This window comes from Rhodoferax sp. GW821-FHT02C08 (assembly GCF_059421805.1).
This window is the reverse complement of record NZ_JBWKVR010000011.1, coordinates 14,371-27,013: the sequence shown is the minus strand read 5'-3', so window position 1 is coordinate 27,013 and position 12,643 is coordinate 14,371. Positions and strand designations below refer to the sequence as shown.

The following is a 12,643-nucleotide window of genomic DNA, read 5'->3' as shown; positions in this document are numbered from 1 at the left end:
CCGTCAACAATCAAAAACAAAGGTGATCGTTATGAATACGCCCCTGGACGCTGTTTCCAAATCCCGTCTCCACCCCATGATCCTGGTGGCCTGCGCCGCTGTGGTGATGGTCTGCGCAGTCGGCACCGCCGCCATTCTGGGCTGGTTGCCTTCCTCCACTGCCAAGAATGCCGAGATGAGCGAGCTGGCCCAGACGAACCCACCCGTGGTGGTGGCGCCTCCGGTGCAAACATCGGCACAGAACATGACCCCCGTGGCCAAACCGGTGGTGCAGCATGCGACCCCGCGCCCTGCTGTTCAACCCGAGGCGGTGGCACAGCGCTGTGGCGACTGTGGTGTGGTGGAATCGGCCCGTGAAGTGACTACGCCAGCACAAGGCAGCGGCGTGGGTGCTGTGGGTGGTGCCGTAGTCGGCGGTGTGCTGGGCCACCAGGTCGGCGGTGGCCGTGGTCGCGACGTAGCGACGGTGCTAGGTGCTTTGGGTGGCGCGTTTGCGGGCAACCATATTGAAGGCCAGGTCAAGGCCACGCACAGCTACGAAGTGGTGGTGCGCCTGGATGACGGATCGACCCGCACGCTGCACCAGTCTGAACAGAGCGTTCGCCCTGGCGACCGGGTGAAGATTGTGAATGGCGTGGCGCGTTTGAACGGTTAAATAACGGTTAAAGACTGGACGGATAGGCCGCATCGGCAGGCTCGCCGCGTAAACCCAAGCCGGCCAGTCCCAGCGGCAGCAGCAAGGTGAGGCTGGTAAAGCCAGCGGCCACGGGGCCGAACATGGTGCCCACGCCCACTACCACGGCGGCCACCAGCAAGGCGCCCACCATGTGCTGGGTTTCCGCATACTGCAAGGGGCTCAGCGATGCATGGAAGCAGGCCCATGCCAGGCTCGCACCCAGTGGCCACCAGAGTGCCCATAGCAAGCCTATCAAGGCCGCCATCAACACCGCCAGTGCGATGGCCAGGCTGGCCGGGTGGCTGATGCCATCGGCAAACGAGCGTTTAACGTGGAATTCGGTGCGTGGATAAGTGCGCATATACAGATATTTACAAATGACACTGGATAGTGCAACCCGGTGCTCCAAAGTTCCATCAGCGGGATTGGGTATTTTTTGTAGGACAGTGTGCCGAGGATTGCGGCTGTGCAGCGCTTGATGGGCTTCCTGGTGCTATCAATTTTGTAGCTACTGGTGCAAGTAATACCTGCGCTAGAGGCATAAAAAGCTTGTAGAAATTTAGCCTTTGTCCAGCTGCTCCAGGATGGGGCATTCGGGCCGGTCGTCGCCATGGCAGCAGTGCACCAGGTGCTCCAGCGTGGCTTTCATGGCCAGCAGTTCCTGGGCTTTTTGTTCCAGCTCCTGGATATGCGCCTGGGCCAGGGCCTTGACCTGGCGGCTAGGGCGCTTGCGGTTCTGCCACAGGCCTACAAGTTCGCCGATCTGCGCGATCGAGAACCCCAGGTCACGCGCCCGGCGGATGAACTGCAGGGTGTGCACCTCAGCCTCGCTGAACTGGCGGTAGCCGGCCTCGGTACGGTTGGGTTCGGGTAGCAAGCCTACTTGCTCGTAGTGGCGGATCATCTTGGCCGACACGCCCGAGGCCTTGGCGGCCATGCCGATGTTCATGGCGATGGCTGTATTCATGCTTTTTTCTCCGTGGATGCAGCGGGCCGCCAGCGGCTCAGCAGCAGGGCGTTGGCGACCACGCTGACGCTGCTCAGGGCCATGGCAGCGCCAGCCACCACTGGGTTCAGCCAGCCCAGGGCCGCCAGCGGTATGCCGACCACGTTGTAGGCAAAAGCCCAGAACAGACCGCGCCGGATGGTGGCATAGGTGCGCCGCGAAATGTCCAGCGCGTCGGCCACCAGGCCGGGGTCGCCATGCATCAGGGTGATGCCGGCCGTTTCCATGGCCACGTCGGTGCCGGTGGACATGGCGATGCCCACGTCGGCCGTGGCCAGGGCCGGTGCGTCGTTGATGCCGTCGCCCACCATGGCCACTACCTGGCCAGCGGTGCGCAGGGCTTGCACGGCGGAGGCCTTGTCGGCGGGCAACACCTCGGCCTGCACCTGCTGTATGCCCAGCGCCTGACCCACGGCTTCGGCGCTGCCGCGGTTGTCGCCGGTCAGCATCACAGTGGCAATGCCCTGGGCATGCAGGCGGGCCACCGCCGCACGGGCCGTGGGTTTGATGGCATCACCAAAGGCCAGCAGGCCCAGCAATGTAGGTGTGCTGTCTTGGCGCAGCAGCCAGGAAATAGTGCGTCCTTCCGCTTCCAGGCCTTGGGCCTGTGCCGCCAAGGGGCCCAAGTCCAGCCCTTGCAGCAGGCGGCTGCTGCCCAGCTGGTACAGCTGCCCGTCCACCACGGCTTCGACCCCGCGCCCCGGCAGCGCGCGGGCCTGTTGGGCAGCGGGCACCGGCAATTGCTCGGTCTGTGCCTGGCGGTCTACCGCGCGGGCTAGCGGATGTTCGCTACTGTGCTGCAAGGCAGCGGCCAGGGTCAATACCTCGTCGCGGCTCTGGCCTGTGGCGGGCAGCACCGCCACCACAGAGGGCTGGCCCTGGGTCAGCGTGCCGGTCTTGTCGAAAGTGACGGTGGTGACAGCGTGGGCCACCTCCAGTGCTTCCGCGTCCTTGATCAGAATGCCGTGCCGCGCGGCCACACCGGTGCCCGCCATGATGGCCGTGGGTGTGGCCAGGCCCAGCGCGCAGGGGCAGGCAATCACCAGCACCGCCACAGCGTTCAGAATCGCTTGGGACGCGTCGGCGCCCACCAGCAGCCAGCCCGCCAATGTCAGCAGCGCAATGCCCAGCACCACGGGCACAAACACCGCGCTGACTTTGTCCACTGTGCGCTGGATCGGTGCCTTGGCTGCCTGGGCAGATTCCACCAGGCGGATGATGCGGGCCAGCCGCGTTTCCGCACCCAGGGCCCGGGTGGCTAGCGTCAGCGCGCCCTCGGCGTTGATGGCGCCGCCAGTGACATGGTCGCCCACGGTTTTGGCCAGGGGGCGGCTTTCGCCGGTGATCAGCGACTCGTCCACGTGGCTGCTGCCCTCGACTACCTCGCCATCCACGGCAATGCGTTCGCCGGGCCGCACCAGCACCAGGTCGCCCAGCACCAGCTGGTCCACCGGCAGCTCCAGCAGCTCGGTGCCGCGCTGCACCCGGGCCGTGGCGGGGCGCAGCGCATTCAGCGCACGGATGGCGTCGGCGGTCTGCCGCTTGGCCCGGCCCTCCAGCCATTTGCCCAGTAGCACCAGGGTGATGACGGCGGCAGAGGCTTCAAAGTACAGGTGCGGCATGCCGTGGCCCGCATGCTGGAACAGCAGGTAGACCGACAGGCCATAGGCGCTGCTGGTACCCAGCGCCACCAGCAGGTCCATATTGCCGGTGCGCGCGCGCAAAGCACCCCAGCCGGCACGGTAAAAGCGTGCGCCCAGCCAGAACTGCACCGGCGTGGCCAGCGCCCACTGGGTCCAGCCGTCCAGCATGGCATCGATGCCCAGCCAGCCGAGCAGCATGGGCAAGACCAGGGGCAGGGTGAGTACCGTGGCGACGGCTACCGGCCACCAGTCCGGCAGTCGCCGGGCAGATGCCGGTGCGGCCAGGTCTTTGGCGGTGTAACCGGCTTTGGCGATGGCGGCTTTCAGCGCCGCTGGCGTCACGCTGGACAGGGCCTGTACGGTGGCTTTCTCCGTGGCCAGATTCACCGAGGCGGACAGCACGCCGGGCAGCTTCAGCAAGGCTTTCTCCACCCGGCCCACGCAGGACGCGCAGCTCATGCCTTCAATCTGCAGGTTGCTCTCGGTGGTTTGCACCGCATAGCCGGCACGCTGCACGGCCGCTGCCAGCGTGGCGGTGCCTACCGTGGCGTCGGCCTGTACCGAGGCTTGTTCGGTGGCCAGGTTGACGCTGGCCTCGTGTACGCCCGGCACGGCTTTGAGGGCTTTTTCCACCCGCGATACGCAGGATGCGCAGCTCATGCCGGCAATGCCGAGTTGAAGGGGGGCTGCTAGGGTGGAAGACATGGTGCTTGTGTGTGGTGGAATCGGCTTCATGTTGAAGCTTCCCACCATGGCAATGTCAAGGATTTGTTTGGAAAATCAATGCAACCAGGGTGGTTACTGAAAAATCCTGCTTGACCTTACCATCGTGTGAAGGTGCACAGTATGCCCATCTATCCACCAACGAGGAACATTCCATGATCAGCTTCGAAGTCCAAGACATGACCTGCGGCCACTGCGCCAGCACCATCACCAAGGCCGTGCAGGCCACCGACCAGGCCGCCCAGGTGCATATCGATCTGTCGGCGCACCGCGTGGACATTGAGAGCCGCGAAGCCGATGTGCAGGCCCTGCGGGAGGCCATCAGCGACGCGGGCTATACGCCGGTCCCGTTAGTGGTTTAGTAATCGCGTCGGTTCAGCGAGCCCACAGTCGAGCAAAGCTGGCGATGGACGCCAGGCCGGCTGATGCGGCGCCCAACGACAGCGCCCAGGTGGAGCCTTGCATGCCGGCCAGGCTGAAGCACAGGGCCACCAGGGCGGCGCCCACCGTCTGGCCCAGCAGCCGCGCCATGCCGATCACGCCGCTGGCGCCACCGCTGCGCTCGGGTGGTGCGCTGGACATCAGCGCCTTCAGGTTGGGTGACTGGAAGAAGCCAAAACCCGCGCCGCAGAGCGCCATGCGCAGCACGATGTCCAGTGTGTGCGGGTTGTCCGGCAGCAACGCCAGCGACGCCATGCCCAGGGTCAGCAGCGCCAGGCCCACGCCGCCCAGCAGGCCCGGCGGGTAGCGGTCAGACATGCGGCCCGCTATCGGCGCGGCCAGCGCCACGATCACTGGCCAGGACATCATCAGAAAGCCGGTGTCGATCGGGTTGCGGTGCAGCACCTCTTCAAAGTAGAAAGGTAGCGACACAAAGGCCAGGCCCTGGGCCGCGAAAGACGCCATGGCAGTGATGGTGGACAGCGCAAACATCGGCCGGCGGAACAGATCCACCGGCAGCATGGGTGCGGGGTGGCCGGCCTGGCGCCGTAACAGCAGCAGACCAGTGACCAGGCTTAGGCCCAGGGGCGGCAACACCACCGTCGCTGCCTCACGCTGGGCGGCTGAGCCCAAGGCGAAGATCAGCGCCGAGAAGGTCACGGCGGTCAGCGCGGCGGCCAAGGGGTCAAAGCCATGGCCACGCCGGGGCGATTGCGGCAGCGAAGTGAACGCAAACGCCAGGGCCAGTAGGCCCAGCGGCACATTGATGGCAAACAGCCAGGGCCAGGACGCCACCGCCAGCACCAGCGATGCCACCGCCGGGCCCAGAGTGAAGCCGATGCCGACCACCAACGCGTTCATGCCCACACCACGGCCCAGGCGTGCGGGCGGGTAGATCAGCCGTATCAGCGCGATGTTCACGCTCATCACCCCGGCGCCGCCCACGCCCTGCAAGGCGCGCGCAAAAGCCAGCTGGGGCAGGGTGCTGGCAAACGCGCAGGCCAGCGAAGCGGCGGTAAACAGCGTCAGGCCGCCGATGAAGATGCGCCGCGGCCCCACCAGGTCGCCCAGGGCGGCAAACGGCAGCAGGGTTGCTACCACCGCTAACTGGTAGGCGTTGATGATCCAGATGGAGTTGGCTGCCGGCGCGTGCAAGTCCGCCGCGATGGCCGGCAGGGCGGTGTTGGCGATGGCGGTGTCCAGCGCGCTGAGCACCACGCCCAGCAGGATGGCTACTAGCGCCAGCACCTCGTGGCTTTTGGGTTGGCTGATGGCGGCTGTGTGTGCCGTGGGTGAGGTGGACGACAGGTCGGGCATGGGCGAAATCAGAAAGCCCCGCAGCGCGGCCGAGGGCAAGGGTAGCGGGCTTGACTAGGTAGTAACCCGAATGCAGCCGATACTAACGGCAAGCCGTAAACAGTATGGGCCGCTAGGGTACTCGCGGCTCGCGGGCCAACGGAGATCAGCCGGCGAAGTTGTTCTGGCCCAGTGCCTGCTCCACCACCTCGCGGGTCAGCGTGGGCGCAAATGAGGCGATGAAGGCGTACACATAGCTGCGCAGATAGCTGCCCCGGCGCACCGCCAGCTTGGTCAGGTTGATGCCGAACAGCTCGCCCGCGTCGATGGCGCGCAGCGACAGGTCGCGTTCTGCCTCGAAGGCGATGGACGCCACGATGCCCACGCCCATACCCAGCTCCACATAGGTCTTGATGACGTCGGCATCCATGGCGGCCAGGGCGATGTGCGGCGTCAGTTGCTGCTGGGCGAACGCGTCGTTGATGCGCGTGCGGCCGGTAAAGCCGTTGTCGTAGGTGATCAGCGGGTAGGCGGTCAGGCGCTCCAGCGTCAGCGGTGCGTCCAGCAGCGGGTGACCGGGTGGCACGATGACCGAGTGCGTCCAGCGGTAGCAGGGCAGCACCACCAGCTCTTCGTACTGGTCCAGCGCCTCGGTGGCAATACCCACATCGGCCTCGCCGGACAGCAGCATTTCGGCCACCTGGCCGGGCGAGCCCTGGTGCAGGTGGAAGGTCACGCTAGGGAACAGTGTGCGGAACTCCTGCACCGCCGCCGGCAGCGCATAGCGGGCCTGGGAATGGGTGGCGGCGATGGCCAGCTGGCCGTTTTGCTGGGACATGTATTCCTCGCCGGCGCGGCGCAGGTTATTGCTGTCCAGCAGCATGCGTTCAATGATGGGCAGCACATGGCCGCCCGGGTCTGTCAGCCCGGTGAGCCGCTTGCCGGCGCGCACGAACAGCTCAATGCCCAGCTCTTCTTCCAGTTCACGGATCTGGCGGCTCACACCGGGCTGCGAGGTGTGCAACACATTGGCCACTTCGGTCAGATTGAAACCGCGCCGCACCGTCTCGCGCACGGAGCGTAATTGCTGAAAATTCATGGAGAAAAGCCCTGCCTGATAACCAAACCAGCGGCGATTATTTGGCGTAAATATTATTTCTCAAAAGAATAAATTGTTTATTCCATATAGTTAATCGATCTATTGAGTTGGTGCAAGTAGAACTTCGGGGTCTTCTCAAAATGGTGGATGGGTAGAGCCGGAGTTGACGGGATAGGGCGGCAAACTGTGCATACTGAGGTCAGCACATGATCGTTCCGCAGGCCAAGTATTCGAATAGTCGCAAGAGCACACTGAAAACCTGTCAGTACAGGCTGTTTTCCAAGCGCTTGCCAAAGCCTCGATATTTTCCCTCTAGCGGAGGCCTACTATTTGGGGTGAACCGCGAAGCTGCGTTCATCCACCTTCGTCCATCTAGACATCCTGGAATGGGTGTCTCAGAAGGCTCCGAAACTCTCAAGAAATCCAACCAAGAAAGATGAATATGGACATGGATGATGTCGTTTTTAACCATATAGGCGTCGTGTTAACCGTTGCCGTAATACTGGCATTCTTTGCGTTCTACAAGTGGACCTTTCGGCTCTTTGGCGTGGTGATCGTGCCTGACGATTCCATTGGCACTATCACCAAAAAATTTGTGCTGTTTGGCGCCAACCGGGAACTGCCTCCAGGAAAAATTGTGGCGCTCATGGGGGAGGCGGGCCTGCAAGCCGATACCCTGGCGCCTGGGTTGCATTTTTTCTTGTGGCCCTGGCAATACACCATCGAACTGGTGAAGTTTGTGATTGTTCCCGATGGCAGTATTGCGGTCATCGAGGCTTGTGACGGGACGCCATTGCCCGACGGACGGGTGATCGCCAAGCAGGTTGTGTGCGACAACTTCCAGGATGCACGTGCGTTCCTGGTCAATGGCGGTGAGCGCGGGGTACAGATGTCGGTTATTCCGCCTGGTGCATGGCGTATCAACACTTTGCTGTTCACGGTGCACATTGACACCATGACTGTGATCGAACCGGGCAAGATTGGTATTGTTGAGGCGCGGGATGGGCAGGCGCTGTCTGGCGGTCGCATTATTGGTAAGCAAGTTGCCTGTGATTCGTTCCAAGATGCACAGGCCTTCATGAGTAAAGGTGGTGAGCGTGGTCCCCAAATGACCATCATTCCGCAAGGCAAATACCGGATCAATCCACGGTTGTTCAAGGTTTCCATGGCTGCGGTGCAGGACGTGCCAGACAACAAGGTTGGCATTGTGACGACGCGTGAAGGTGCGTCCTTGAAGACCGGTGAAATCGCTGGCTCCGAAGTGCCCGGCCACAACTTGTTTCAGGACCCCCAGGCGTTTGTGGATAACGGTGGTACCAAGGGCCTGCAGGAGCAGGTATTGCTTGCCGGACGCTACTTCATCAACCCCATGTTTGCGACTGTCGAGATCATCGACATGACCGAAGTGCCTATCGCCTCGGTCGGCGTTGTTGTCGCATTCGTTGGCAAGGCCGGTGACGATGTGACGGGTGTCGAATTCAAGCATGCCAATATGGTGCGCCGCGGTGAGAAAGGTGTCTGGGTAGATGTTCTCGATCCAGGAAAATACGCGGTCAATACCTATACCCACAAGGTGCGGGTGGTCCCGACCGCGAACGTCGTACTGAACTGGGCGACCGGCAAAATGGAAGCCCACAAGCTGGACGCCAACCTATCCACCATTTCGGTTCGTTCGGCTGACGGTTTCACCTTCAACCTGGATGTCAGCCAGATCATCCATATTCCGCGTAACGATGCCCCCAAGGTCATTGCCCGCTTTGGCAGCATGGAAGCGCTGGTGACACAGGTACTGGAGCCCACTATTGGCAACTACTTCCGCAATGCTGCGCAGAGTTCTGACGTCATCGACTTTCTGAAGAAGCGTACGGAGCGCCAAGCCGATGCCAAGGAAGCTATTGCCCGCGCATTGAAGGACTACGACGTGGGGGCCGTGGAGACCCTGATTGGCGATATCAGCCCGCCTGCCGACCTTATGAAAACCTTGACCGATCGCAAGATCGCCGAACAAGAGAAAGTTACCTACAACACCCAGATGGAAGCCCAGGGCGTGAAGCAGCAACTGGAGCAAGCCACCGCACTGGCCAACACCCAGGCGCAGGTTGTAGACGCTGAGCGTAAGGTTGCCATTGCCGACTTCTCTGCCCAGGCCGCCGTGAAGACGGCTGACGGCGCTGCGCGGGCGAAAAAGATCAATGCCAGCGCGGACGCAGAGGTGATCCGGGTAACCGGCGAGGCCGAAGCCGGCAAAACGCTGGCGGTCGGGCAGGCGGAGGCGACGGTGATCAAGCAGAAGATTGACTCCATGGAGTCCGGCAACTATGCAATCGTGCAGGTCGCACAGGCACTGGCTTCCGCAGGTGTGAAACTGGTACCCGAGGTAGTTGTGAATGGAGGGTCGAAGGAGGGCGGTACCTTGGTGGACGTTTTGCTTGCAGGGCTAGTGAGGGATCAGCGCACGGGGCATATAGCCCATACGGGCTCATAAATTGGCGGAATGCATGTGTAGCCTGCATCTGCGCTGCGGGACCGGGATTTAACCGAGAGAAATGTGCCACTGGCGCAGATAGTACCTGCGCAGTATGCTATTTATTTTATAGCTAATCCTTGTGCATATGCCGCTCACGCCCGCGTATGCGGTGAGCGGATATCGGCCAGGAACTGCTGGGCGCGTGGGTGCTGCGGCTGACTGAAGAAGCTGTGCGGGTCGGCGCGCTCCAGCACCCGGCCGGTGTCCATGAACAGCACGCGGTCGGCCACCTCGCGGGCGAAGCCCATTTCGTGGGTGACGCAGACCATGGTCATGCCGTCCTTGGCCAGGGCACGCATCACCTGCAGCACCTCCCCCACCATCTCGGGATCGAGCGCGCTGGTGGGCTCGTCGAACAGCATCAGCGGCGGCTGCATGGCCAGAGCGCGGGCGATGGCCACGCGCTGCTGCTGGCCGCCGGACAAGGCATTGGGGTAGGCATCGGCCTTGTGCGCCAGGCCCACGCGGTCCAGCAGGGCCAGGGCTTCTTCCCGAGCTGCAGCCGGGCTCAGACCGCGCAGGCGTACCGGCGCTAGTGTGCAGTTCTGCAGCGCTGTCAAATGCGGGAACAGGTTGAACTGTTGGAACACAAAACCTATGCTGGAGCGAAAGCGGTTCAGGTCCACGCCCCGGCGGTGGATGTCCTCACCGTTGATCAGAATCTGGCCAGACTGGATCGACTCCAGCCGGTTCAGCGTGCGTATCAGCGTGGACTTGCCCGAGCCCGACGGGCCGCAGACCACCACCACTTCACCACGTTCTATGGTTTCAGAAACGTCTACCAGCGCGTGGTAGTCGCCATACCATTTTTGGACTTGTTGGAACTGGATCATGCGCTTGCTTTCACAGAGAGGGTGCTGCGCCGTTCCAGCCAGAAGGCGAAGCGCGACAGGCCGAAGCACAGCACAAAATAAGTCAGGGCCAGCAGCGTGTAGACCTGGGTGCTCTGGGTGAACACCTGGGTATTGATCTGCGCGGCAATAAAGGACACCTCGGTCAGGCCGATGATGTAGCCCAGCGAGGTGGCCTTGATGGAGTCGACAAACTGGTTCACTAGCGAGGGCAGCATGTGGCGCAGGCCCTGGGGCAGGATCACCAGGCGCATGGCGGCCAGGTAGCTGAAGCCCAGCGAACGCGCGCTCTCCATCTGCCCCTTGGGCACGCCAAGCACACCGGCGCGCACGATCTCGGCCAGGTACACGCCGTCAAACAGCACCAGCGCCATCAGCATGGTGCTGAACTGCTCGGTCTTGTGGCCGGTGATGCTGGGCAGGAAGAAGTAGGCCCAGAAGATCACCATCAGCAGCGGCACGCTGCGCACCAGGAACACCAGCGCGGTGATGGGCCAGCGCAGCCAGCGCCAGGGGCTGACGCGTGCCAAGCCCAGCAGCAGCCCCAGCGGCAGGGCCAGCAGCAGCGCCAGCGCCGCCAGTGAAACGGTCAGCGCCAGGCCGCCCAGCGGCCCGTTCGGGTACTGGCCGACCAGAAAGTAAATCCAGTAGGTTTGTATCAGTTCCAACATGCTTGTGGTCGCCTGCTTATATGGAACGCACCGGGTAGCGGTGCTGGTACCAGACGCCCAGGCCGGTGATCAGCAGCGCCACCGCCAGGTAGGCGCTGGTGGTGAAGGCAAAGGCCTCCATGCTGCGAAAGGTGGCCGATTCAACCTTGGCCGCCTGGTACATCATCTCGGCCACGCCGATGACGGTGGCCACGCTGGTGTCCTTCCACAGGTTCAGTGTTTGCGACAGCAGTGGCGGTATGGTCACGCGCAGCGCTTGCGGCAGTACTACCAGGCGCATGGTGGCGATGAAGCCAAAACCCAGTGCGCGGCTGGCCTCGGTCTGCACCGTGGGTACGGCGCGTATGCCGCTGCGTATGTTTTCGGCCATATAGGCTGCCGTGTACAGCGTCAGCGCGACGATGGCGCTCAGCGCCTCGATATTGCCGGCGTACAGCCATTCCTTTACCGGGTCGGGCAGCAACTCGGGTGCGCCGAAGTACCAGAACAACAGGTGCGCCAACAGCGGCACGTTGCGGATGCTCTCCACATACAGCCAGCCCAGGCTGCGCAGCAAGCGAAAGGGCGACAGGCGCAGCAGGGCGACCACCATGCCCAGCGGCAGCGCCAGCACCAGGGTGATGCTGGCCAACTGCAGTGACAGCACGAGGCCACTGAGCAGCCAATCGTGGTACTGGCCGGTCAGCAGCAGGTTCAGATCAAAATTCAGCATGTGCAGCTATAAAAAGAATCCGCACCACCCCGTGCAGAGGTGGTGCGGACAGGCACGAAAAATCGCGGTTAGATTTGGTCGCTATCGATCTTGAAGCTGCGCTTGTCGAACTGCAGCTTGGTGGCGGGGCCATACCATTTGACGAACAGCTTGTCGGCTTCGCCCGAGCTTTCCAGTTCACGCAGCACGCCGTCCACCGTGGTCTTCAGGCTCTTTTCGCCTTTCTTCAGACCCAGGGCCAGGGGCTCCACGCTGATGCTTTGCGACAGGATGGCGTAGTCCTTCTTGGCTGCACCCAGCTTGGCGTAGTCGTTGACCAACGAGGCCTCGTCATTTACATAGCCCACGCCCTTGCCTTGCTGCAGTGCCAGAAAGGCCTGCTGCGTGGTTTCAAAGGTCACCACATCCACGCCAGGCACGGCCTTGCGGATGTTTGGCTCTTGCGTTCCGCCCTTCACGGTCAGCACCTTCTTGCCGCCCAACTGGGGCAGGTCGTTGATACCGCTAGCGGTCTTCACCAGCACCTTCTGGCCGGTGACGAAGGTGGTGAGAGAAAAGTCCACCTGCGCTTCACGTTCCTTGTTATGCGTCAGCGACGCGGCCAGGATGTCCACCCGACCTTGCTGTAGCTCGGGAATACGGGCGGCCACGGCCAGCTGTTTGAACACGGGCTTGACGCCGATCTTCTTGGCGATGGCGCTGGCGATGTCCACCTCGTAGCCGACGATCTCGCGGGTCTTGGGATCGACAAAGCTGTTGGGTTCGTCGGTGCCCAGTACGCCGATGACCAGCTCGCCTTTTTTCTTGATGTCATCCAATTGGTCGGCCATTGCGGCGTGGGACAACAGGGTCGCAGCGAGTGCGGTGGCAATGATTGCGGCAGGACGGAATGGCATTGTGTGGTTCGCTCAGAGAAGTAATGAGGAGGCCGACTGTAGGCATGCCTCCACATGCTGTGAACGAATGAATGGCGATATTCAAGATGGAAAAACGCATAA

At 62.4% G+C, this 12,643-nt stretch carries 12 protein-coding genes; 3 read left to right on the top strand and 9 right to left on the bottom strand.

Translation table 11 applies throughout. The features are described 5' to 3' along the window. The first annotated feature begins 31 nt into the window (after positions 1-31). Positions 32-655 (top strand): outer membrane lipoprotein, encoded by a 624-nt coding sequence (locus AC07VY_RS14750; protein WP_495097771.1) that lies wholly within the window; start codon positions 32-34, stop codon positions 653-655. Positions 656-662: 7 nt separating this feature from the next. Here AC07VY_RS14750 and AC07VY_RS14745 read toward each other — a convergent pair whose 3' ends face one another. The 3 genes from AC07VY_RS14745 to AC07VY_RS14735 all read right to left on the bottom strand — a co-directional run bounded on the left by AC07VY_RS14745 (position 663) and on the right by AC07VY_RS14735 (position 4,030). Beyond that, positions 663-1,037 (bottom strand): hypothetical protein, encoded by a 375-nt coding sequence (locus AC07VY_RS14745; protein ID WP_495097770.1) that lies wholly within the window; start codon positions 1,035-1,037, stop codon positions 663-665. A 198-nt stretch (positions 1,038-1,235) separates the two neighbouring features. After that, complete coding sequence (gene cueR, locus AC07VY_RS14740) at positions 1,236-1,625, bottom strand: Cu(I)-responsive transcriptional regulator (RefSeq protein ID WP_495097896.1); 390 nt, start codon at positions 1,623-1,625, stop codon at positions 1,236-1,238. 14 nt (positions 1,626-1,639) lie between these two features. Next, entirely contained in the window at positions 1,640-4,030 is a 2,391-nt protein-coding gene (locus AC07VY_RS14735) for a heavy metal translocating P-type ATPase (protein WP_495097769.1), read from the bottom strand. Between the two features lie 173 nt (positions 4,031-4,203). Between AC07VY_RS14735 and AC07VY_RS14730 the strand changes: the two genes are divergently transcribed. Beyond that, positions 4,204-4,410: a heavy-metal-associated domain-containing protein gene (locus AC07VY_RS14730; RefSeq protein ID WP_495097768.1), complete on the top strand. Its 207-nt coding sequence runs from the start codon at positions 4,204-4,206 to the stop codon at positions 4,408-4,410. 13 nt (positions 4,411-4,423) lie between these two features. Here AC07VY_RS14730 and AC07VY_RS14725 read toward each other — a convergent pair whose 3' ends face one another. Both AC07VY_RS14725 and AC07VY_RS14720 read right to left on the bottom strand, forming a co-directional pair. Next, on the bottom strand, positions 4,424-5,806 hold the full coding sequence (locus AC07VY_RS14725; RefSeq protein ID WP_495097895.1) for an MFS transporter: 1,383 nt from the start codon (positions 5,804-5,806) through the stop codon (positions 4,424-4,426). A gap of 145 nt (positions 5,807-5,951) precedes the next feature. Next, on the bottom strand, positions 5,952-6,884 hold the full coding sequence (locus AC07VY_RS14720) for a CysB family HTH-type transcriptional regulator (RefSeq protein ID WP_495097767.1): 933 nt from the start codon (positions 6,882-6,884) through the stop codon (positions 5,952-5,954). A gap of 442 nt (positions 6,885-7,326) precedes the next feature. Here AC07VY_RS14720 and AC07VY_RS14715 point away from each other — a divergent pair, with 442 nt between their 5' ends. Further along, positions 7,327-9,369 carry an SPFH domain-containing protein gene (locus AC07VY_RS14715; RefSeq protein ID WP_495097766.1) on the top strand — a complete coding sequence of 681 codons (2,043 nt, stop codon included), beginning with the start codon at positions 7,327-7,329 and terminating at the stop codon, positions 9,367-9,369. Between the two features lie 134 nt (positions 9,370-9,503). Here AC07VY_RS14715 and AC07VY_RS14710 read toward each other — a convergent pair whose 3' ends face one another. From AC07VY_RS14710 to AC07VY_RS14695, 4 genes are all read right to left on the bottom strand, one after another. Beyond that, on the bottom strand, positions 9,504-10,244 hold the full coding sequence (locus AC07VY_RS14710) for an amino acid ABC transporter ATP-binding protein (protein WP_495097765.1): 741 nt from the start codon (positions 10,242-10,244) through the stop codon (positions 9,504-9,506). Further along, positions 10,241-10,933: an amino acid ABC transporter permease gene (locus AC07VY_RS14705; protein WP_495097764.1), complete on the bottom strand. Its 693-nt coding sequence runs from the start codon at positions 10,931-10,933 to the stop codon at positions 10,241-10,243. The genes AC07VY_RS14710 and AC07VY_RS14705 overlap by 4 nt, the downstream gene beginning before the upstream one ends. A 16-nt stretch (positions 10,934-10,949) precedes the next feature. Then, on the bottom strand, positions 10,950-11,645 hold the full coding sequence (locus AC07VY_RS14700) for an amino acid ABC transporter permease (protein ID WP_495097763.1): 696 nt from the start codon (positions 11,643-11,645) through the stop codon (positions 10,950-10,952). A 68-nt stretch (positions 11,646-11,713) separates the two neighbouring features. Then, positions 11,714-12,541 carry an ABC transporter substrate-binding protein gene (locus AC07VY_RS14695; RefSeq protein WP_495097762.1) on the bottom strand — a complete coding sequence of 276 codons (828 nt, stop codon included), beginning with the start codon at positions 12,539-12,541 and terminating at the stop codon, positions 11,714-11,716. Between the last annotated feature and the right edge of the window lie 102 nt (positions 12,542-12,643).